General features: G+C 70.4%; 25 protein-coding genes. 6 read left to right on the forward strand and 19 right to left on the reverse strand.

Annotated elements, in window-relative coordinates; all coding sequences use genetic code 11:
• Window positions 1–69 precede the first annotated feature (69 nt).
• The 4 genes from WD271_10300 to WD271_10315 are packed head-to-tail and all read right to left on the reverse strand — an operon-like array spanning window position 70 to window position 3,109.
• Window positions 70–453, reverse strand: coding sequence for a DUF3040 domain-containing protein (locus WD271_10300; protein ID MEX1008218.1), 384 nt, complete (start codon window positions 451–453; stop codon window positions 70–72).
• Between the two features lie 33 nt (window positions 454–486).
• Window positions 487–1,839 (reverse strand): DNA polymerase IV, encoded by a 1,353-nt coding sequence (locus tag WD271_10305; GenBank protein MEX1008219.1) that lies wholly within the window; start codon window positions 1,837–1,839, stop codon window positions 487–489.
• 14 nt (window positions 1,840–1,853) lie between these two features.
• Entirely contained in the window at window positions 1,854–2,360 is a 507-nt protein-coding gene (locus tag WD271_10310) for an NUDIX hydrolase (protein ID MEX1008220.1), read from the reverse strand.
• A 5-nt stretch (window positions 2,361–2,365) separates the two neighbouring features.
• Window positions 2,366–3,109 (reverse strand): polyprenol monophosphomannose synthase, encoded by a 744-nt coding sequence (locus tag WD271_10315; protein MEX1008221.1) that lies wholly within the window; start codon window positions 3,107–3,109, stop codon window positions 2,366–2,368.
• A 59-nt stretch (window positions 3,110–3,168) separates the two neighbouring features.
• Between WD271_10315 and WD271_10320 the strand changes: the two genes are divergently transcribed.
• Window positions 3,169–3,474 carry a hypothetical protein gene (locus WD271_10320; GenBank protein ID MEX1008222.1) on the forward strand — a complete coding sequence of 102 codons (306 nt, stop codon included), beginning with the start codon at window positions 3,169–3,171 and terminating at the stop codon, window positions 3,472–3,474.
• Between the two features lie 51 nt (window positions 3,475–3,525).
• Here the strand turns inward: WD271_10320 and WD271_10325 are convergent, their stop codons facing one another.
• Genes WD271_10325 through WD271_10340 form a run of 4 tightly spaced genes read right to left on the reverse strand, consistent with a single transcriptional unit; the run spans window position 3,526 to window position 7,250 of the window.
• Entirely contained in the window at window positions 3,526–4,248 is a 723-nt protein-coding gene (locus WD271_10325; GenBank protein ID MEX1008223.1) for a PIG-L deacetylase family protein, read from the reverse strand.
• 17 nt (window positions 4,249–4,265) lie between these two features.
• Window positions 4,266–5,306 carry a GntG family PLP-dependent aldolase gene (locus tag WD271_10330; protein ID MEX1008224.1) on the reverse strand — a complete coding sequence of 347 codons (1,041 nt, stop codon included), beginning with the start codon at window positions 5,304–5,306 and terminating at the stop codon, window positions 4,266–4,268.
• 25 nt (window positions 5,307–5,331) lie between these two features.
• Entirely contained in the window at window positions 5,332–6,189 is an 858-nt protein-coding gene (locus WD271_10335) for an acyl-CoA thioesterase II (GenBank protein MEX1008225.1), read from the reverse strand.
• A gap of 32 nt (window positions 6,190–6,221) precedes the next feature.
• Window positions 6,222–7,250: an ATP-dependent 6-phosphofructokinase gene (locus WD271_10340; GenBank protein MEX1008226.1), complete on the reverse strand. Its 1,029-nt coding sequence runs from the start codon at window positions 7,248–7,250 to the stop codon at window positions 6,222–6,224.
• A 70-nt stretch (window positions 7,251–7,320) separates the two neighbouring features.
• On the opposite strand from WD271_10340, the gene WD271_10345 reads away from it, so the two are divergent.
• Both WD271_10345 and glpK read left to right on the forward strand, forming a co-directional pair.
• The gene (locus WD271_10345) at window positions 7,321–7,728 is read left to right on the forward strand and encodes a hypothetical protein (GenBank protein ID MEX1008227.1); all 408 of its coding nucleotides are present in this window, start codon (window positions 7,321–7,323) and stop codon (window positions 7,726–7,728) included.
• A gap of 2 nt (window positions 7,729–7,730) precedes the next feature.
• Window positions 7,731–9,212, forward strand: coding sequence for a glycerol kinase GlpK (glpK, locus tag WD271_10350; protein ID MEX1008228.1), 1,482 nt, complete (start codon window positions 7,731–7,733; stop codon window positions 9,210–9,212).
• Between the two features lie 46 nt (window positions 9,213–9,258).
• Here the strand turns inward: glpK and WD271_10355 are convergent, their stop codons facing one another.
• Complete coding sequence (locus WD271_10355) at window positions 9,259–10,434, reverse strand: aminotransferase class I/II-fold pyridoxal phosphate-dependent enzyme (protein MEX1008229.1); 1,176 nt, start codon at window positions 10,432–10,434, stop codon at window positions 9,259–9,261.
• A 50-nt stretch (window positions 10,435–10,484) separates the two neighbouring features.
• Between WD271_10355 and WD271_10360 the strand changes: the two genes are divergently transcribed.
• On the forward strand, window positions 10,485–11,057 hold the full coding sequence (locus tag WD271_10360) for a PaaI family thioesterase (protein ID MEX1008230.1): 573 nt from the start codon (window positions 10,485–10,487) through the stop codon (window positions 11,055–11,057).
• On the opposite strand, the gene WD271_10365 is transcribed toward WD271_10360, so the two are convergent.
• Genes WD271_10365 through WD271_10395 form a run of 7 tightly spaced genes read right to left on the reverse strand, consistent with a single transcriptional unit; the run spans window position 11,037 to window position 16,339 of the window.
• The gene (locus tag WD271_10365) at window positions 11,037–11,864 is read right to left on the reverse strand and encodes an LLM class flavin-dependent oxidoreductase (protein ID MEX1008231.1); all 828 of its coding nucleotides are present in this window, start codon (window positions 11,862–11,864) and stop codon (window positions 11,037–11,039) included. The genes WD271_10360 and WD271_10365 overlap by 21 nt on opposite strands.
• A gap of 25 nt (window positions 11,865–11,889) precedes the next feature.
• A complete protein-coding gene (locus tag WD271_10370) occupies window positions 11,890–12,837 on the reverse strand; it encodes an ROK family protein (protein ID MEX1008232.1) in 948 nt (315 codons plus the stop codon).
• Window positions 12,834–13,076, reverse strand: a complete 243-nt coding sequence (locus WD271_10375) for a hypothetical protein (protein ID MEX1008233.1) — start codon at window positions 13,074–13,076, stop codon at window positions 12,834–12,836. The genes WD271_10370 and WD271_10375 overlap by 4 nt, the downstream gene beginning before the upstream one ends.
• A gap of 12 nt (window positions 13,077–13,088) precedes the next feature.
• Complete coding sequence (locus tag WD271_10380; protein MEX1008234.1) at window positions 13,089–13,526, reverse strand: SRPBCC family protein; 438 nt, start codon at window positions 13,524–13,526, stop codon at window positions 13,089–13,091.
• Between the two features lie 14 nt (window positions 13,527–13,540).
• Window positions 13,541–13,948, reverse strand: a complete 408-nt coding sequence (locus WD271_10385; GenBank protein ID MEX1008235.1) for a hypothetical protein — start codon at window positions 13,946–13,948, stop codon at window positions 13,541–13,543.
• Window positions 13,949–13,983: 35 nt separating this feature from the next.
• On the reverse strand, window positions 13,984–15,120 hold the full coding sequence (locus WD271_10390; protein MEX1008236.1) for a glycosyltransferase family 4 protein: 1,137 nt from the start codon (window positions 15,118–15,120) through the stop codon (window positions 13,984–13,986).
• Between the two features lie 7 nt (window positions 15,121–15,127).
• The gene (locus WD271_10395) at window positions 15,128–16,339 is read right to left on the reverse strand and encodes an FAD-dependent oxidoreductase (GenBank protein ID MEX1008237.1); all 1,212 of its coding nucleotides are present in this window, start codon (window positions 16,337–16,339) and stop codon (window positions 15,128–15,130) included.
• A gap of 275 nt (window positions 16,340–16,614) precedes the next feature.
• Between WD271_10395 and WD271_10400 the strand changes: the two genes are divergently transcribed.
• Window positions 16,615–17,325, forward strand: a complete 711-nt coding sequence (locus WD271_10400; GenBank protein MEX1008238.1) for a MerR family transcriptional regulator — start codon at window positions 16,615–16,617, stop codon at window positions 17,323–17,325.
• Between the two features lie 18 nt (window positions 17,326–17,343).
• Here WD271_10400 and WD271_10405 read toward each other — a convergent pair whose 3' ends face one another.
• Window positions 17,344–18,120, reverse strand: a complete 777-nt coding sequence (locus tag WD271_10405; GenBank protein ID MEX1008239.1) for an antitermination protein NusG — start codon at window positions 18,118–18,120, stop codon at window positions 17,344–17,346.
• A gap of 146 nt (window positions 18,121–18,266) precedes the next feature.
• On the opposite strand from WD271_10405, the gene WD271_10410 reads away from it, so the two are divergent.
• Window positions 18,267–18,983, forward strand: a complete 717-nt coding sequence (locus tag WD271_10410; GenBank protein ID MEX1008240.1) for a hypothetical protein — start codon at window positions 18,267–18,269, stop codon at window positions 18,981–18,983.
• Here the strand turns inward: WD271_10410 and WD271_10415 are convergent.
• On the reverse strand, window positions 18,976–20,322 hold the full coding sequence (locus tag WD271_10415) for an FGGY-family carbohydrate kinase (GenBank protein MEX1008241.1): 1,347 nt from the start codon (window positions 20,320–20,322) through the stop codon (window positions 18,976–18,978). The genes WD271_10410 and WD271_10415 overlap by 8 nt on opposite strands.
• Window positions 20,319–21,083 carry a histidinol-phosphatase gene (hisN, locus tag WD271_10420; protein ID MEX1008242.1) on the reverse strand — a complete coding sequence of 255 codons (765 nt, stop codon included), beginning with the start codon at window positions 21,081–21,083 and terminating at the stop codon, window positions 20,319–20,321. Before hisN ends, WD271_10415 begins: the two co-directional genes overlap by 4 nt.
• Between the last annotated feature and the right edge of the window lie 29 nt (window positions 21,084–21,112).

The raw sequence follows: 21,112 nt of genomic DNA on the forward strand, positions 1-21,112 counted from the left end.
CGTTCAGGCACGGAGCCGGCTTCCCCGTTCAGGCACGGAGCCGGCTTCCCCGTTCGGGCACGGAGCCGGTCAGGACGGCGGGTCGTCGCGACCCCAGCGCTCGCGCCAGCGGGTGCCCGCGTTCCCGAGCATGTTCTTCAGGGTGCCGTTGCGCATCGAGCTGGTGAGGCTCTCGAAGCCCGCGCGCCCGAGCTTGCGCACGTTGTGCTCGATGGCGAGGGCACAGCCGAGCATCACCACGAACCCGACGATGCCGAGGATCAGGGTGGTGGTGAACGTGAAGATCATGAGCAGGAGCCCGGCGATGAAGCCCCCCACCGACCACTTGATGACCCGTGCCGCGTGCCGGTACAGCGTGGTGTCGGAGACCTGCTGGACCAACTTGGGATCGGTCGCGGAGAGGTTCTCCTCGATCTCGTTGAGAATTCGTTGTTCGTCTTCGGAGAGCGGCATCAATTCCTGTCCCGGACTACCCGAGCGGACCCACTACGCATCCCCATTCTCGCGCACGGCCGGTGTGTGCTCAACGCGACCGGATTCCGGCTCCGTGCCCGAGCGGAAAGCCCGCCCCACCGCATCGCGGCCGAACCGGGCCCGCACGGCGTCGATCGTCCGCTCCAAGGCCTGCCATTCCTCTCGCCGTGACGCCGCCGCCGACCCCGCCGAACCCGGTGGAGTCGGAGATCTCTCCGCCTCCCGTGCGAAGAGATCCGGCCCGAACAGGTCGGGCTGCGTGGGCGTGGGGACCGAGAGCTGCTGCATCGACACACCGAGCAGGCGAACGCCATGCGTGAGATCGGGCACGTCGTGCAGAAGCGCACGGGCCACGGTGGCGATGTCGGCAGCGAGGTCCGTGGGCTCCGCAAGTGTGCGCGAACGGGTGATCGTGCGGAAGCTCGCATACCGAACCTTGAGCTGGACCCTACGCCCGATCCGACCCGCGGCACGGAGCCGCGACCCGACACCGTCGGCGAGTCGCCCGACCTCACGATCGAGCGTCGCGCGGTCGGTGACGTCGGTCGCGAACGTCTGCTCGTGACCGACCGACTTGGCGGCTCGTGTCGGCTCCACCGGCCGGTCGTCGCGGTTCCAGGCGAGGGCGTGCAGGTGCCGCCCATGCGCGCCGCCGACCGCCGAGACGAGCGCGGCCTCGGGCAACGCGGCGAGCTCGCCGACCGTCGTGACCCCATACGCCACGAGACGTTTGCGGGTCGCGGGGCCCACGCCCCAGAGTCGCTCGACGGGAAGTGGATGGAGGAACTCGAGCTCGGTTCCCGGTTCGACGACGAGCAGCCCGTCGGGCTTGGCGAGATCGCTGGCGAGCTTCGCGAGCAGCTTCGTGCGCGCGACCCCGACCGACGCCGTGAGCCCGGTCTCGTCGCGCACGCGGGTGCGGATCGTGACGGCGCACTCGCGGCCCGAACCGTGGATGCGCGCCGCACCGGCGACGTCGAGGAAGGCCTCGTCGGACGCGATGGGCTCGACGAGCGGCGTGAACGAGCGCAGGATCCGCATGACGCCGCGACTCTTCTCGTTGTAGAGGTCGAAACGCGGCGCGAGGAACACGCCCTCGGGACAGGCGCGGCGCGCCCGCGCCATCGGCGTCGCGGAGTACACACCGAAGCGGCGCGCCTCGTAGCTGGCCGCGGCCACCACGCCGCGCGGGCCGAGACCACCGACGATCACGGGCTTCCCTACGAGGGATGGGTCCTCGAGCTGCTCCACCGACGCGTAGAACGCGTCGAGGTCCACGTGCAGGATGCTCGGATCGCCGCCTTGCCGTTCGGGCACGGAGCCGGCTTCCCGTTCAGGCACGGAGCCGGCTTCCCGTTCGGGCACGGAGCCGGTCCCTGTCACTTCGACGTTCGCTCGACGCGAATCTGGTCACGCTGGGTGCCGAGCACGTCGTACGCGAACGCACGGTGCTCCTGTGGACCCCACCGTTCGTCGAGCCACGCGAGCAGCGGCTCACGGACCCACTGCGCGCACGGGCGGAGCAGGTCGGCCCACTCGTGCGGACGGGCGAACACCGCGTCGACCACGATGCCGTCGGGGTCGTCGACACGCAGTTCGCCTTCGAAACCGAGCGCGCGATGCACTTCACATCGCAACGACCAGCCGAGCCCGAGTGCGATCGCGCGCACCTCGTAGAGCGGTCCCTCCCATCCCGTGACGCGGAAGCCGGTCTCCTCCTCGACCTCGCGCGCGAGACCCGCGAGCAGCGTCGCGTCGGTCGCGTCGATGACGCCTCCGGGTGTGCTCCATTCCATCGCACCGCTTCGCCGCCGGTTCTGCACGAGCAGGAGCCCCGCGTCGGACTCCACGAGCGCACCGGCGACGGTGAACTCGTGGAACGGCATGTGGCTCAGTCTCGCGCGTGCGTGGAATGGCGTGACAGGTGGCGCACCCGGTCGCGGATCCCCCACCAGGTGACGAGCACCAGCGCTTCGAGCACGATGCGCATCGACATCTTCGACCGCCCGAGCGTGCGGTCGCGGAACGTGATGGGGATCTCGACAACCTTCCCGCCGCTGCGCTCGGTGAGGTAGGTCATCTCCACCTGGAAGCCGTACCCGTCGGCGCGCACGTCGTCGAGCGGGATCGCCTGGAGCGCGCGGCGGTGGTACACGCGGAACCCGGCGGTGGCGTCGTGGACCGACAGCCCCAGCATCGTGCGGGCGTAGAGGCAGCCGCCACGCGAGATCGCCCGGCGTGCCCACTTCCAGTCGGGAATCGAGCCGCCCCGCACGTAGCGCGAGCCGATCGCGAGGTCTGCCCCGCGCTCGACGGCCGCAACGAGATCGGGCAGCACCGCGGGATCGTGGGAGAGGTCGGCGTCCATCTCGATCATCACGTCGTAGCCGCGCGCGAGACCCACGCGGAACCCGGCCCGGTACGCGGAGCCGAGGCCCGACTTCGAGCCTCGGCGCAGCACGTCGATTCCCCCGAGGTCGACATCGAGCTTCTCCGCCCGGTCGGCGGTGCCGTCAGGACTGCCGTCGTCGATGACGAGCACGTCAGCGTCGGGAAGGGCGACGCGCGTACGACGGAGCACATCCTCGATGTTCTCGATCTCGTTGTACGTTGGCAACAACACGAGAACGCGCATCGCGGGCGAGCCTATCGGCCGGGTAGTTGTGGGCTCCTGCATGGCAATACCATCGGCCGGTGACCGACGCGTCTGAAACTCCCCGCGCTCCAGACGACGCACCAGACGACGCATTGGCGGCGCCCGACGCCGCGCCACCGATGCTGCCGTCCCGTAGCGCTTTCATCCTGGCCTTCTCCGCGGTGGTGATCGCCGGCATCTTCGGCGGCATCATCGGCTTCGGCGTGGCCGACGTGGGCTCCGACTCCGACGCCGCCCGACTGTTGGGGACGTTCCTCGGTGCCATGATCGGCGCCGCGGGCGTGGGCATCGTGGCAGTGCTCGTCCTCCGCGCGATGTCGGAGTGGAACCGCCACACACGCTGAGCATCGTTCAGGCACGGAGAGCCGGCTGCGTGCCCGAACGGAGAAGCGGGTTCAGCTCGACAGCGTGATACGGCGGAACGGCTCGGCGTAGCGCATCCCTGCCTCCGCCCCACCCTGCTCGGCGCGCTCGCGCAAGAACTGACGGAACCAGTCGTCAGCCTCGACCAAACGGCTCGCGTGGCAGAACAGGCCGTCGATCTTGCGTTCGAGCGTGTCCGCGATGTCGACCCACGAGTTCGGCTCGAGCGTGCCCGACAGGTACACCGCGCGCACCTGGTGGACCTCGAGGCCGTCGCGCAGGTGCTCCGGGAAGTAGTGCGGGTTTCCCGCCGCGGGTGCGACGGCGTCGAGCGTGGCCCAGCCCGTCACGCGGTGGTCGTGATGGTTGAAGTAGCCGTCGCCGAAGAACACGGCGGTCGGGTCCGGGCACAGCACGACTTCAGGCTTCAGCTCGCGCACGAAGCGTACGATCGCACCTCGCAGCTCGCGGTCGTCGGGAAGCTCGCCGTCGTCGTAGCCGAGGTGGAAGTGACCGGCGAGCCCGAGCAGCGCCGCCGCCTTCGCCGTTTCCTCCACACGGAGCTCGGCGAGCCGGTCGAGGTCGGCATGGGGATCGTCCGCGCCCTTCTCGCCGCGCGCGGTGACGAGCACCCAGACCGACGCGCCGGCAGCCGCCCACTTCGCGAGCGTGCCGCCCGCCGCGATCTCGGCGTCGTCGGGATGTGCATACACCGCGAGCGCACTCGCGGGATTGTCGCCGACCTCGGTGACCACTCCCCCGAGGGTAGCGGTCAGGTGGCGACGGCGAGCTCGTCGAGCGCAGCGACCGCGCGGTCGAGATCGCCGTCGTCGACGTCCTTGTGCGTGACGAACCGCACGGTGTCGACGTCGATGGTGCCGGCAAGCACCCCGCGCGCCGCGAGCGACGCCAAGAGGTTGGCCGGCAACGCGCTCGCGCACGCGCACACGATGTTGGTCTCGACGTGCGCGGGATCGACACTGCCGGGGAACCGGTCGGCGAGCACGTCGGCGAGGCGCCGCGCGCGCTCGTGGTCGTCGGCGAGGCGGTCGACCATGGTCTCGAGCGCGACCACTCCCGCAGCCGCGATCACGCCGGCCTGGCGCATCCCTCCACCCAGCCGCGAGCGGTCCTCGCGCGCGACGGCGATCGCGTCGCTGGTACCGCAGAGGAGCGAGCCGACCGGTGCCGAGAGCCCCTTCGACAGGCAGAACATCACGGTGTCGGTCCCCGAGGCGAGCACCGCCGGCGAGATGCCGAGCGCGATCGACGCGTTCCAGATGCGTGCGCCGTCGCAGTGCACTGCGAGCCCGTGCCCGCGTGCCTTCCCGATCACTGCGCCGAGTTCTGTGGTGCGCCAGGGCCTGCCGCTCGCAGGCATGTGCGTGTTCTCCAGCGCGAGCGCCGAGATCTCAGGCAGATGATGCGCTTGCGACGCGATGCTGCGTTCGAGGTCGTCGACCGATAACAGTCCGTCGGTGTCGGGCAACGGCCGGAGCTGCACGCGAGCGTTGCCCGCAGCGCCCGCGTGCTCGTATCGGTACACGTGCGAGCGCTCGCCACAGAGCACGTCGGTGCCGGGCCTTCCGAGGAGTCGGAGCGCAAGCTGGTTCGCCATCGTGCCGGACGGCACGTAGAGCGCGGCTTCCTTGCCCAGGAGCGCAGCCGCGAGCGACTCGAGTCGCCGCACGGTGGGATCCTCGCCGTACGCGTCGTCGCCGACCTCGGCGTCGGCAATCGCGCGCCGCATCTCGGGTGTCGGCGTAGTGACAGTGTCGGAGCGGAGGTCGACGGCTCCCGATGGTGACGGCATCGCGCGTTCGTCCCGACCCTCAGCCTCAGCCCACCGGCCGGAGGAGGCCTTCCTGCGCGATCGTGATGCACTGAACGCCGTCAGGCCGGAAGATCCCACCGAACGACAGGCCGCGGGCACGGGCGGCCGCCGGGCTGTGGAGGTGGTACAGCAACCACTCGTCGGCGCGGCACGGGCGGTGGAACCACATCACGTGATCGAGGCTGGCGGTCATGAACTTCTCCTGCCCCCAGCCCGGGGCGTGCGGAAGTGCGGCGGTACTGAGCAACATGTGGTCGGACGCGTACGCCACGATCGCGGCGTGCAGGAGCGGGTCGTCGGGCAACGTGCCGATGGTACGCTGCCACGCATCCTGGTCGGCCTCCCCCGGCTCGGTGCGCGCCCATGTGGGGGTGCCCACGAAGCGCATCTCGATCGGCTGTTCCTTCCGCCAATCCGCCGCGCTGCGGTCGAGCTGCGCGGGCCGTCGCCACTCCGGGCGCGGTGTCGGGGCGATGTCCTCGGGCACGGGGACGTCGGGCATCGGGTCGCTGTGCTCGGGTCCGTCCTCGACCACGTGGAACGACGTGGCCACGTTGAAGATCGCCCGCCCGTGCTGGATGGCGACGACGCGCCGCGTCGTAAAGCTCCGCCCGTCGCGGATGCGGTCGACGTCGAACACGATCGGGTGCCCCGGGTCACCGGGGCGCAGGAAGTACGCGTGGAGCGAGTGCACGGGGATCTCGGCGTCGACCGTGCGGCCCGCGGCGATCAGCGCCTGGGCGAGCACCTGGCCGCCGAACACGCGGATGCGGCCATCCTCGGGGCTCACACCGCGGAACAGGTTCACCTCGAGTCGCTCGAGGTCGAGCAGATCGACGAGGTCGTCGAGAGCGGTTCCCATTTGCGTTGGACCTTACTTCCACCCGTAAAGCGTCAGGCAAAGAAGACGCTCGCGACCTCCACGAGCTCGGGGTCGACCGTCCTCTGCTCACGGACCGCTTCGTCGATCGGCACGCGCTCGATGTTCGGACCGCGTAACGCGACCATCACACCGAAGGCACCTTGGTCGGCGGCGTCGATCGCGGCGACGCCGAACCGGGTGGCAAGCACACGGTCGTACGCGGTGGGCGTGCCGCCGCGCAACAAGTGACCGAGGATGGTGACGCGCGTCTCGTAGCCCGTGCGCCGCTCGATCTCCTGCCCGACCACGTTGCTGATCCCGCCCAGGCGAACGTGTCCGAACGCGTCGACTTCGCCGCTCTGCAGGGCCATCGTGCCCTCCACCGGCACCGCGCCCTCCGCGACCACCACGATCGAGAAACTGGAGCCCAGCCGATGCCGATGCTCGATCCGCTCGCACACCTCGGCGATGTCGAAGGGCTGTTCGGGCACGAGCACGATGTCGGCGCCGCCCGCGATGCCGGAGTAGGTCGCGATCCACCCGGCGTGCCGACCCATCACCTCCACGACCATCACGCGGTCGTGGCTCTCCGCGGTGGTGTGCAGGCGGTCGATGGCGTCGGTCGCGATCTGCACCGCGGTATGGAACCCGAACGTGAAATCGGTCGAGGAGAGGTCGTTGTCGATCGTCTTCGGCACGCCGACGACAGCGACGCCCTCTGCCGCGAGCGCGGCCGCGACCCCGAGCGTGTCTTCGCCGCCGATCACGATCAACGCGTCGATTCGCTCCCGCGTGAGCGTGGCGAGTACCCGCGCCATCCCGTCGTCCGACGTGGTCGGGTTCGTGCGCGATGTCCCGAGGATCGTGCCGCCCAGGTGGACGAGCCCACGGGTGCTCGCGATCGTGAGCTCCACCACCTCGCCGTCGAGCACGCCGCGCCACCCGTGCCGGAAGCCCACGATCTGATGGCCGTACACGCCTTCGCCCTTGCGGACGACGGCACGGATCACCGCATTGAGGCCGGGGCAGTCGCCCCCGCCGGTGAGCACGCCGATGCGCATCGCCGCTCCCTTCCTACCGAGTCACCAGTATGTTGCCCCTCGGCATGTTGCCCGTCGATAACGTGCGGCGATGACTCGGGAGGCACGGCGCAGGCAGATCGCCGCACTCGTCGTGCCACGGCTCGACACCGGAGAGGAACTGCTCGGCATGTCGGTCACCTGGGCGGCACGCGTCGGCCGCACCGCTCTTCCGTTCACCGGCCTTCTCTTCACCGGGCGGCACCTCCATTTGCTCGCGCTCACCGATCGCCGGCTGTTCGTGTTCGAGCGGCGTTCCCGCGGGAATGGCGAGGCGGAGCCGGTGCTCGCAGAGTTGATCGAGCACCTCGCCCTCGAACGGGCGCGCTCCCTCCTCACCATGTACCAGGTGCTCGTGGTGGCGAGCGACGGGCGCCGGCTCGTGTTCGAGTTCCGATTCCGCGACCGCGCCACCGGCCGCGCGCTCGCCCGGATGCTGAGAGCGACGCGGCAGCTCTGAGCATGGGGGTCGTGCTGGCGATCGACGCGGGGACAACCGGCGTGCGCACGGTCGCCGTCGACGAGCACGGCCGGCCCGGTGCGTTCGCGTACCGCGAGTTCGCCCAGCACTTCCCGCGGCCCGGTTGGGTCGAGCACAACCCGACTGAGATCTGGTCCGCGGTGTCGGAAACCCTGCACGACGTCGTCACCGCGATCGACGGCGAACCGGTCGCGGCGATCGGGATCACGAACCAGCGCGAGACCACCGTGGTGTGGGACCGACACACCGGCACCGCGCTCCACGACGCGCTCGTGTGGCAGGACCGCCGCACCGCCGACCGCTGCGACGCGCTGCGTACCGACGGGTACGAGCCGCTTGTGCGCGCGCGCACCGGGCTCGTGCTCGACCCGTACTTCTCCGCCACGAAGCTCGAGTGGCTCCTCACCGAGGGTGGAGTCGAGCGCACTCCTTCACTCGCGTTCGGCACCGTCGACTCGTGGATCCTCTGGAACCTCACCGGAGCCGCGGCGGGCGGCGTGCACGCGACCGAGCCGTCGAACGCAAGCCGAACGCTGCTCTTCGACATCGACGCGCTCGCGTGGTCCGATGAACTGCTCGCGCTGTTCGACATCCCGGCCTCGTGTCTGCCCGACGCGCGCGCGACGAGCGGGCGCTTCGGGATGACCTCACCCGATTGCGCCGCGGGCCTGCACGCACCCGTGAGCGGCATCGCGGGCGATCAGCAGGCTGCGCTCTTCGGGCAGGCCTGCTTCACGCCGGGGATGAGCAAGAACACCTACGGCACCGGCTCGTTCGTGCTGGTAAACCTCGGCGGTTCACACCCACCGCCCGTCGAGGGCCTGCTCACCACCGTCGCGTGGACACTCGGTTCCGCGGCCACGTACGCGCTCGAAGGCTCGATCTTCGTGACCGGCGCCGCGATCCAGTGGCTGCGCGACGGGCTCGGCATCGTGGCCGACGCCGCGGAGGCAGGGCCGCTCGCCGAGAGCGTCGCCGACACCGACGGCGTCGTGTTCGTGCCCGCGTTCACGGGGCTCGGGTCGCCCTACTGGGATCCACACGCGCGCGGCGCGCTCCTCGGGCTCACGCGCGGCACGTCGCGTGCCCACGTCGTGCGCGCCGCCGTGGAGTCGATGGCGTGGCAGACGGCCGATGTCGTCGACGCGATCACCGCGGCCGGCGGCGCCGCCGTCATCGAATTGCGCGTCGACGGCGGGGCGAGCGCGATGGACGTGCTCTGCCAGTTCCAAGCCGACGTGCTCGGCGTCACGGTGCGGCGACCTGTCGTGCGCGAGACCACCGCGCTCGGCGCCGCGCTCCTCGCGGGCATCGCCGAGGGTGTGTGGGCGTCACCCGAGGAGGCCGCGAGCGCGTGGCAGGAGGACGCCGCGTTTGCGCCACACCTACTCCCCGATCTCGAACGCCGGCGCGCCGACTGGCACCGCGGCGTCGCCCGCGCCCGAGGTTGGGCGGCGGACTGACACCACGTCGACGGTCTCCTCTCCCGAACTCGACGTCCAAAAGGCACTAACCGAGCTTGGTGAGGGCGCGGCGGATGCCGCGGACGGCCTGACCGATCCGGTGCTCGTTCTCGACGAGCGCGAACCGCACGAAGCCCTCGCCGCCGGGGCCGAAGCCGACGCCGGGCGACACGGCCACCTTGGCCTCGCGGATCAGCAGCTTCGCGAACTCGAGGCTGCCGAGCTCCTCGTAGGGACCGGGCACAGGCGCCCACACGAACATCGTGCCCTTCGGCCTTTCGATCTCCCATCCGATCCGCGCGAGTCCGTCGACGAGCGCGTCGCGCCGCCCGAGGTACACCTGGTTCACCTCGAGCGGGTAGTCGGGCGCTTCGTTCATCGCGACGATCGACGCGATCTGGATGGGCTGGAACGTTCCGTAGTCGAGATAGCTCTTCAACTTCGCGAGCGCAGCGACCACTTCGGCGTTGCCGAGCAGGAACCCCATCCGCCAACCCGCCATCGAGAACGACTTCGTCAGCGTGTAGAGCTCGACGGCAACGTCGGTCGCGCCGGGAACCTGGAGGATCGACGGTGGGCTGTAGCCGTCGAAACCGAGGTCTGCGTACGCGAAGTCGTGGACGAGCTGCACGTCGTGCTCACGCGCGAAGTCGACCATGCGCGTCATGAACTCGATGTCGACGCACGCGGTGGTGGGATTGTGCGGGAACGACAGCACGATCACCCGCGGCCGCGGCCAGGAGTCTTCCCAGGCTTCGAGCAGGTTGGCGAAGAAGTCTTGTTCCGGACCGAGCCGCACGTGGCGAACCTCGGCACCCGCGAACAACGGACCCCAGATGTGGATCGGGTACGACGGGCTCGGCACGAGCGCCGCGTCGCCCGGCCCGAGCAGCACCCACATCAGGTGCGAGAAACCTTCCTTCGCGCCGATCGTGGTGCATGCCTGCGTGTCGGGATCGAGCTCCACACCGAAGCGGCGGCGATAGAGATCGGTGATCGCGAGGCGCAGCTTGGGAATACCGCGGCTCGACGAATAGCGGTGGTTGCGCGGGTTCTCGACGGCCTCCGCGAGCTTCTTCACCGCGACGTCGGGCGACGGGATGTCGGGATTGCCGAACCCCAAGTCGATCACGTCCTCGCCGGCGCGCCGTGCCTCGATCTTCAATGCGTCCATGACGCCGAGGACATAGGGCGGGAGCGCGTTGATCCGGCGGAACTCCATCCCCTGCACGGTACCAGGGGGGTCCGGCGCCCCCGGGTAGCTTTCGACCCGTGCCAACGGACGCCGAGGAGTACTCACTGCTCGCGGGTGCGGTGCGACGGCTCCTCGACGTCGCGGTCGACTCGCGAACGCTCGACGGACCAACCCTCGTGCACGCCGCGCACGCGATCGACCGCGTGTCAGAAGAGATCGAAACAGCGCGTGACGAGCTCTCGCCGGAGCAGCGTTTGATCCCGTTCGACGGACAGCGCGCGCCGATGCCGTCGTGGCAGTTCGAACTTGACCACGACGGCCTGGTGGCGCGCGGTCAGTTCTCGAACGGGCACACCGGCCCGCCCGGCACCGTGCACGGAGGTTGGGTCGCGTTCGCATTCGACGAGATCCTGGGGTGGGCCAACGTGCAGGCCGGCTTCCCCGGCATGACCGGAAAGCTCACGATCCGCTACCGCAAGCCCACACCGGTCGGCGTGCCCGTGGAGTTCAGAGTGCCGCGGCCGCGCGTGGAAGGAAAGCGCGTCCAGGTGCACGGCACGCTGTCAGTCGACGGCTCCGTCACGGCGGACGCCGAAGGCCTCTTCGTGCACTTCAAGGGACGACGCCGATCACCCACGCAGGAGTGGTAACACCAACTCGCCGAGCATGCGCGCGTTCTCCGGATTCGACGAGTCGACCGGTCCGATGATCACCCAGTCGGCGCCCGCGTCCACGTAGTCACGCAACGAGTCGGCGACGCGCTCCGGACCTCCCACGATGACCTGCGGTCCGACAGTGAGCCGCTCGGATTTCGCGTCGGCGTCGCGTTCGTCGGCACCGAGCACGACCAACCCACCCCACGAGATCGCGAACGGCGTGCGCACCGCCGCGATGCGCAGATCGGCGGCTTGCGCGCGAAACCGCGCGATGCGGGCTTCCCGTTCGGGCACGGAGCCGGCGCCCCACCGGTTCCAGCCGTCGGCGTGTGCGGCCGCGAGCTCGCGCACGGCCGGGTCGCGGCCACCCACCCACACGGGGTACCCGTGGTCGCGCGTGGCGTCGACCGCGTCACGGAGCGCCGCGACGCGCTCCTGCACCGTGCCGAACTCGAGTCCGAAGCTCTCGTTCTCCTCGCGGCTCTCCTCGTCGCCCGCCCCGATCGCCGCGATCACGCGCTCCGGGCCGGCAATGCGCGCGACCGTGTCGAAACCGTGCGCGAGCACCGCCGGAGGGCGGAGCGTCGCGCGCGCGACGAGCGAGCCGATCGCGATCCGGTCCGTTTCGGCGGCCACTGCACCCATCAACGTGAGCAGTTCGAGCGCCGGGCGCCGGGTGCCGTCCGCCGCGCGACGGAACAGGTGATCGTATGCGAACACACCGTCGAGCCCTGCCGCCTCGGCGGCGGCCGCGACCGCGAGCGCGGGTCCGGCGTCCTCGCGGAACGACGGGAGGGTCAAACCCAAACGAATCATCTGATCCTGATCACGCGTCGAGCGTGCGCGCGAGCACGGCCGCGCCGACCACACCGGCTTCCTCGCCGAGCGCGGCCGGGAGGATCTCGATCGCCGCGCGGTACCGGGCGCCCTCGATGTGACCCTCGAACCACTCGCGCAACGGGTCGAGCAGCACGCCCCCGAGCTCCACCAGGCCGCCCGAGATCAAGATCACCTGCGGGTCGAGGATGTTCGCCAGCCCGACTAATCCCACCGCGACCTGCTGCGCGTACTCGCGCAGCAACGCCACCGCGTCCGGCGCGCCCGACTGTGCCGCGTCGCCGACGTGCACGCCCCTGATGGCCTCGACGTCGCCGCCTACGCGCGCGAGGATCGATCCCGCCTCTCCTGCTGCCGCGCGAGCGCGCCCGAGCGCGCCGAGCGCGTTCCCCGAGGCGACCGCCTCCCAGTGGCCGACCTCGCCGCAGACGCACATCGGGCCGTTGGGATCCACCTGGAAGTGACCGATCTCCGCGCCGAAGCCGTGCGCGCCGCGCACCACCTTTCCTCCGACCACGACGCCGCCTCCGATGCCGGTGCCGAGCGTGACGAGCAGCAAGTTGTCGAATCCCTGAGCGGCGCCGTGGGTGAGCTCGGCGAGTGCAGCGACGTTGGCGTCGTTGTCGACGACGACGGAACGACCAGTCGCGTCCGCGACAAGCTCGCGCAATGGCGCGCGCACGAACGCCGGAACGTTGGGCGCGTAGTTGATCACGCCGTCGAAGTCGACCATTCCCGCCGCTCCGATACCGACCGCGCCCACGTCGGGCTTCACGGGTGCGAGCTCGTCGACGGCGCTCGCGATCGCGGCGACGATCTCGTCGAGCGTCGCCGGCGTCGCGGCGCGGCGCTCGTCGGCGATCGTGCCGTCGCGATCGACCACCGCCGCGCGCAGGTTCGTACCGCCGAGGTCGACACCGAATGTCGCGCGCGTCACGAGTCGGACTCGTCGCCCGTTGTGTGCAGCACTCGGTCGGCGGCGTCGATGAGCGCACGCGCCGCGTCGAGCAAAGCATCGGCTGCGGCAAGCAACGAGTCACGCACTTCGGGCACTGCGCCGAGGAGTTCGGCGACGAGGGTCTCGAGCGGCGATGGCGGCGGCAGCCCGCGCTCCTCCCTGCCGACCGACTCGTAGTCGACCGATTCGGGGTGCGGGGTCTGGTCGGGCCCGGTCACCGGGTCACCGGGTCACCGGATCTCCGCGACACGCTTGAGATCCTTCAGCGCGGCGCCGGTGATCATCCCGGCCGCACGACGCTTGATCATCCCGGGCATCGGGATCGAGAGGTCGACCCGCAGGTCGTAGGTAACGCGCGTGCCGATGCCCTCGGCCGCGAACGCGTACGTGCCGTCGATCGCGCGGAGCATGTCGCCTTCCACGAGCTTCCACGAGAAGGCTGCCGGCTGCTCGCGGTAGTCGTAGTCGAGGACGTACCGGATGGTGCGGCCGAGCGCAGCGGCGCGGTACTCGACACGCGCCGGACGCCCGGCGTCGTCGCGCGCCAGGATCTTCGCCTCCTTCACGTCGTTGACCCACGTGGGATACGCCTCGAAGTCGGTCGCGAGGTCGAAGCAGTCCAGTGGATCGGCCTCCACGTAGATCTGCTCGTGCGCCTCGTCTGCCATCGCCCGATATGCAATCACACACGCCGGCGCGGCGTGGCGGGCGGGCGTGGCGGGAACGTGCCGTAGCGGGCTGCCCACACACCGGCGAGCCCGATGGGCAACATCGGCACGAGCACACCGAAGGGCTCCCACGCGGCGGTGCCGACCGCGATCAGCAGGCACACGACGAACAGCGCCAGGAAGCTGCGCTGCACAGGACGGGGCGCGGAGCCTTGGAGGAAGAAGAGATTGGCCACGGCCACGTTGTCACCCCGGGCGCTGCGGGCCACTGCCACCGCGAATGCGTACACGAAGGCGCCGATGGCGACGAAGAAGAAGAGGAGCGCGGTGCCGATCGCGACCGCAACGAGCGCATCCTCGCTCGTGATTGCGGCCGGCACCGCGGTCACCGCGAAGAGCGCGTTCGCGATCCACCCGGACACCACGATCCCTCTGCCCTCGATTTCCGGACACTCGCTCACGTCAGCTGGCCGAACTGCGACAGGTCGCCGGCGGCGATGGGCGCAAGTCGCGTGACGAGCTGGTCGTAGGAGAACTCGTTGACCGCGCGCACGCGCGCAGCATTCCCCATCCGCTCCCGCAGCTCCGGATCGGCAACCAGTTGAGCGACCGCGCGCCGCACTTCACGCACGCTCCGCCCATCGACGACGAAGCCGGTCGTGCCGTCGACCACCGCTTCGTGCGAGCCGCCGCTCCGCCCGGCAACTGCAGGAACGCCCGCTGCCGCCGCCTCCATGAACACGATGCCGAAGCCCTCCGCCTCCAGCCCGAGCCAGCGATCGCGGCACGGCATGGCGAACACGTCGGCGCTCGCAACGAGGGGCGCGAGCACCCCGTCGGGAACCCGGCCGAGGAAGCGGACCCGCCCGCCCAACTCGTGCTTCGCCGCGCGCGTCTCGAGCCGCCGGCGGTCGCGCCCAGCGCCGGCGATCGCGAGCTGCACGTCGGGCAACCCGGCGACCGCATCGACGAGGACGTCGAAACCCTTGCGGGGAACCAGGCGGCTGACCCCGATCACGAGCGGGCGATCCTCGTGGAACCCGAACGCCCGACGGACCGCCATGCTCTCGCCCGCGTCGATCGGGCGGAATCGCTCGCCATCGACACCCGGAGGGACCACCACCCCGGGCAGGGGACGCCGCGCGGCACGCGTCGCCTCGTGCGCCGCGTACTCGCTCGCGGCAACGATCCCGGCCGCGCGCTGCAAGACGCGGGCGCCGAGCGAACGCAAGACCGGCAACCGGCCCGGCACCGTCACTTCCGCGCCGTGGACGATGGCGACGTACGGCGCGGCGCGGAGTCGTGGGCCGAGCTGCCCGAGCGGCAGCCACGGGTCCAGAAAGATCACATCGGCGCGGACTTCGCGGGCAAGCGAGTCGATCCGCGCCCGAAGCGGTCGAGTCGGGAAGAACTGCGACTCCTTCGCCCGCACGACGCGGAACCGGCGCACCGCGTCCCAAGCCTTGTCATCCGCGTAGTTGGTGGTGAGCACGGTCGTCTCGTCGGGAGGAAGGCGTCGCCAAAGCTCGTACAAGTACGACTGGATTCCGCCGATCTTCGGTGGAAAGTCGTTCGTGGCCAGCAGCGAGGTCACGCCATCGTCACGCGGCGGCGCGGGCGTGCTCGAGCGCGTCGGCGAACGACACCTGCTCCCCGATCAGCTTGCGGTACTGCATGAGCTTCGCCGGCATCGAGAACCCGAGCGCGCCGACGAGCCGGCCGGCGCGTCCGAACACCGCGACGAACCTGCGCTCGTCGAGCGACCCGTGGACGACCGCCATCTCGTCGTCGCCGCGGAAGTGGCCCGCGGTCTGGATCTTGCGGTCGTACTGGTCCGACCACACGAAGGGCACCGGCGCGAACGGTTCCGGCGCGGCGCCGTCGCCGTAGAGGAGGCGGCGCGCTGCAGCAACCCCCTGCTCCGACGCATTGGTCCAGTGCTCGAGGCGCATGAGCTCACCACCGAAGAGCGGATTCGGCCACCGGGTGATGTCACCGGCCGCGACCACGCCGGGTGCCGCGAGCAACGTCTCGTCGCAGACGACGCCGTTGTCGATCTGCAGGCCGGATCCCTCGAGCCAGCCCGTGACCGGCGCGACGCCCACGCCGACCACCACGAGGTCGGCGTCGATCGCGCTACCGTCGTCGAGCCGGACGCGCTCGACGCGCCCCGTGCCGTCGAAACCCGCGACACCCACACCGAGCCGCAGGTCGACGCCATGGTCGCGGTGCAGCTCGCCGCACACCATCCCGAGCACCGGCCCGAGCCCGCGCACGAGCGGCGCCGGGAGCGCTTCGAGCACGGTCACGTCGAGACCGCGCAACCGGCATGTAGCCGCGACTTCCGAACCGATGAATCCCGCGCCGACCACGACGACACGCGGTGACGAATCGAGCCGTGCGCGGATCGCGAGCGCGTCGTCGAGCGTGCGGAGCACGAACAAGCCGTCGAGATCAGGGGTGCCGGGCAGCGTGCGTGGCGCGCTCCCGGTCGCGAGCACGAGGCCGTCGAACACGACCCTCGCACCGTCGTCGAGCTCGACGGCACGCGCCGCGAGATCGAGCCCCACCGCGCGAGTACCCAGCCGCAGTTCGAGGTCGAGGTCGTCGTAGGACGCGCGCCGCAGCACGACCTGGTCGGGTTCCACGTCGCCCGCGAGGAACTGCTTGGAGAGTGGCGGTCGGTCGTACGGGAGGTGGAGCTCGGCACCGACGAACACCAGGCGCCCGTCGAAGCCCTCGCGCCGCAGCGTCTCGGTGGCCCGGAGCCCTGCCAGCGAGGCCCCCACCACGGCCACGGTCTCCAACGCCACGTGCTCCCTCCCTCCCCGGATCTGGCCTCCCCGGATCTGGCCTCCCCGATTTGGTCCCGACGCGCATCGACCCCTGTCCAGGGGGGGCGGACAAGGGTCGATGCTACGGCGCTTACCGGGCCGAAACCACGGGCGCTCGTTCCTGCGGCAACCGGATTCCGACGACTCGCGCCGCCCCCCGGTGCCGTGAGATCTAGAGTATCTACTCCGTAGTATTCGATGTCAAATCCGGGACCCGGAACCTGGGACCGAATGCCTGCGAATGGGAGCGTGGCGTGGGCGAGTGGCGCATCGACGAGTTGGCGCAGCGAGCCGGCGTCGCGGTCGACACGATCCGCTACTACCAGCGCGAGGGCCTGCTGCCCGCCGGTGAGCGCGCGGGGCGCGCGGTGCGGTACGGACCACGCCATCTCGAGCGCCTCGAACGCATCCGCGCGCTCCAGTCGCGCCGGTTCTCGCTCGCCGCGATCCGGGCGTTGCTCGATCCCGAGGGTGGTCCGGGGTCACTCGAGACCCTCCTCGCCGGACGCGAGGGCGCGGCGTACGACCACGACGAGCTGATCGACGCGGCGGGCGTCGCCATCGACCTCGTGCGCGGACTCGAGAAGACGGGATTGCTGCGCGCTCCCGACACGATCGGCCAGTCGGCCTACGACGCCGACGACGTCGACGTGCTCCGATCCTTCGTCCACCTCCGGAGCCTCGGAGTGCCCGACGACGTCCTCTTCGAGCTCGCCCGGATCCTGAACGACGGTATCGAGTCCGTCCAGCAGCAAACCGCCGCGGTGTTCCACGGTGAGCAAGGACCCGACTGGGGTCCTGGAGTGCTCGAACAGTTCAAGGTCGACACGACGGGCGAGTCGGCGCGCATGGTGCGAGACATGCGCGCGATCGCCGACTACGTGCAACACCGCAGCATCCAGCGGATTGTGCTGCGCGAGCTCGAACAACCACGTGGCGCGCGGCATCCCCACGCTGAACGTTGAACTCCTGCTACTCCGGCGCTACGACTTCAGGACCAGGTAGAAGAGCGCGTAGTAGACGACGACGAGCACGCCACCCGCGATGAGCGCGTTCTTGTGACTCTCGTACATCCAGTTCGTCGCGTTCTGGCCCACGCCGCCGATGACACCGAGCGCGTTGAGCTCGAGCACCGCCAAGATCACGACCGCGATGATCCAGTAGGTCGCGCGGTCGCCGCTGCTCGGCAAAGGCTTGAAGCCGGCACTCGCGAGGAAGTGGCCGGTGCCGACCATGAACATGAGCATGGCGAACGAGAAGATCGTGTTCTGTCGTGACGCGAGCGCCGCCTTACGCCCGGCCGCAGCAGCTGCGGGATCGGCTTCGCCGCCGGCCTGCACGTTGCGCGCGTTCGCGATCACCTGCTTCTGGTGCCGCCAGATCACGCCCCAGACGTTGACGAACATCACGAGCGCGAGCAGGACGCCGGTCGCGATGCTCATACCGCTGGCGGTCTTCAAGTAGTCGGTGTCGGTGAGCTGGATCTTCCCGCCGTTGCCGCCCTGGAACAGCAGGATCATGATGCCGGTGGCGACGGTCGCCACCGCGGCCCACCGGAACCACCAGAGCGCGCGCGAGGCAAGCTTGTCGATCGCGTTGTTGCGCGCCGCGGCGTCCATCTGCGCGAACGACGGCACCTGCACGAAGTTGAAGTAGTAGAGAAGGCCGATCCAGGTGATCCCCACGACGACGTGGGCCCACCGCGAGGCGAACGCACCGCCGCTCCGGCTGATGATGTTCAGGGCGTCGGCGACGACCATGACATCCACCCCCAATCCGGCTGCCCTCATCGGACCCGGCAGCGGCCGCAAGCTAGCACCAACGGTCGTGCGGGGCACGGAGCTCGTCCCCGGCCGACCGCGAGCGGTTCTTGCTGTTTATACCTTTTCTTCCTATCCTCCCGAACATGGAGTTTCTTCGCCGGTCCGCATCCCTGCTGGTCGTGCTCTCGGTCGAGGCGATCGCGGTCGCCGCGGTCCATCGCCTCGGCACCCGCGCGCCCTTCAACCTCCCGATGGACGACCTCGAGCCCTGGCTGCGCGCGGCGCCGGAGGACGCGTTGGCCGCCGCGCTGCGCGTGGTCGCGCTGGTGTTCGCATGGTGGCTGCTGGTTGCGACGGTCGCGTATGCGTGTGCGCGCGCGGTAGCGATCCCGGCAGCAGTACGCGCCTGCGAGTGGGCCACCCCGCGCACGATCCGACGCACGGTCGACCGCGTGCTCGCCGCGTCGATCGTCGCGGGCGCGGTCACCGCACCGGTGAGCGCGCACTCCGTCGGCGCCGTCCAAGATCCGCCTCCCCAGGTGAGCGTCGACGTGCGGAGTGGTAAGAGCCTCGAGACACTGCCCAGCGAGTGGTCACCACCGGTCGGCGTGGATCCACCCATGGATCCACCCATCGATCGACTGGCGGCAACCGTCGTTGTCGCGCCGGGCGACAACCTGTGGGATCTGTCGGCTTCCGCGCTCGCCAGTGAAACCGGGCGCGAGCGCGGCACTCTCGAGAACGACGAGGTGGCACGTTACTGGCGCACGGTGTGCGACGCGAACCGCGAAACACTTCGCTCGGGCAACGTGAACCTCATCTACCCCGGTGAGGTCGTCGCGCTCCCGCCCGCTACGTGACGGTGTCCGACAGCCAGCGGAACCGTTCGTAGCGCTCGGCCACCGGCTCCAACCACTCTGCTCGCGGCTCCACCGTCCTCCCGACGCGCGCCCAGCGACGGGCGTCCTGCATCGCGGTCGGCTCCTCGAGGCCCGCCGCCATGCGTGCGAGCCACGCCGAGCCCAGCGCCGCGCCGTCGGGCACCGCGGCGCAGTCCACCGGCAGCCCCGTGGCATCCGCGAGCGCTTGCACCCACTCGTCGACGCGGATGCCGCCCCCCGACGCGACGATCCGCGCCGGCTGCGCGCCGATCCCCTCGCGGGTCGCGTCGATCGCTCGCCGCACGACGAAGCCCGACGCTTCGTACGCGGCACGGCGTACCGCCGCGGCGTCGTGGGTGAGGTCGAGCCGGTCGAGCGTCGCGCGCCGGTCGGGATCGTTGAGCGGGGAGCGTTCGCCGCGCGCGTACGGCGCCCACACCGGAACGCGATTCGGCTGCGCCGTCGCGCCACCCGGTACCGCGCCGACCATGCGGCCAACCCAGTCGCAGAACATGCCGCCCGCGTTGCTCGGACCCCCCACCATGGTGTTCCCCGCGGCGCGGTTGGGTACGACCACGTACCCGGGCACCTCGCCCTCACCGCCCGTGATCACCCACACGATGAGGGTCGTGCCGAGCAACACGAGCACGTCTCCCGGATCGTCGGCTCCGGCCACCATCTGTTCCGCGAATGCGTCGATGCAGCCAGACGCGAGCACCGCGCCGTCTCCGGGCAATGTGCCCACGCCGGCGCCGGTGGGCAGCACACGCGGGAACTGCTCGACCCGGGCGCCGAGCTCGGCCGCGAGGCCGGCGTCCCAGTCCGTGAAGTTGTAAACGGGGTACGCGGTCGAGGCGGTCGTGGTGTCGACGGCGGCCACGCCCGAGAGCGCATGGTTGGCGACGGCCTGCGCGGGCCAGAGGCCGTACGCATCCGGCGCGGCGTCGGTGGCCCAGCGGACGAAACCGCCGAACTCCATGCCGGTCGCGGGCGCGCCCGGGTCTGCGCCGGCGCGGCCGCGCTCGTCGCCATAGAGGACACCGGGAAGGAGCGGCGTTCCGCTCGCGTCGACGGCGGTCAACGACGGGACCATCGCCGACACGCACACGCCGCGCACGCCGTCGGCGTCGAGCGCGGCCAGCGCGGCCAGCGGCCCGTCGCGCCATGCCACGGCCGCGTCGTGTTCGAGCCGCTCCGGCGCGGGAACGCGGTACTCGTGCGGAATACGTGTGGACCCAACCACGTCGCCGTCGCCGTCGACCGCGACCGCCTTCACCGACGAGGTACCGATGTCGATCCCAACCGTGAGCTCGGTCATGGCGCGAGTGCCTCCAGCACCTCGTCGTGCAACAGCCCATTCGTTGCGAGTGCGTTCCCGCCGTCGGCGCGCGGCACACCGTCGAGATCGGTGAAGCGCCCGCCCGCGGCCTCGACGATCACCATGGGCGCGGCGAGATCCCAGAGCGCGAGGCCGTTGGGCTCCACCGCGATGTCGATCGAGCCGTCGGCGACCATGACGTACTGCCAGAAGTCGCCGAAGCCGCGGGAGCGCCAACACCGCCGCGCGAGCGCGAGGAACGCGTCGCCGCGGCCCACGGCTTCGAAGTCGCGCGGCGCGTCGAAGGCAAGATGCGCATCCTCGATGCTCGCTACCTTCGACACAGTCACGGCCTCTCCGTCGCGGAAGGCGCCGCCGTCGCGCGTTCCCCACCAGCGCGATCCGAGCGCGGGTGCCGACACCACGCCCACCGACAGTTCGCCGTCACGCTCGAGCGCGATGAGCGTGGCCCACACCGGTATGCCGCGTGCGTAGCTCTTCGTGCCGTCGATGGGGTCGACGATCCACCGGCGGCCGGTGGAGGCGCCACTGGCCCCTAACTCCTCCCCCAGCACCGAGTCCGACGGGCAGGCTTCCGCGAGGAGTTCGCGCACCTTCTCTTCCACCGAGCGGTCGGCCTCCGTGACGGGCGTGAGATCCGGCTTGGTGTCGACGACGAGGTCGGACGCGCGGAAACGCCGGAGCGCGATGCGGTCGGCGGCATCGGCAAGCTCGAGGGCGAACGCAAGATCGGTGTCGATGCGCGAGGAATGTAGCCAACTGCGCGTCC

The sequence above is a fragment of the Acidimicrobiia bacterium genome (assembly GCA_040880805.1).
Taxonomy (GTDB): Bacteria; Actinomycetota; Acidimicrobiia; order IMCC26256; family DASPTH01; genus DASPTH01.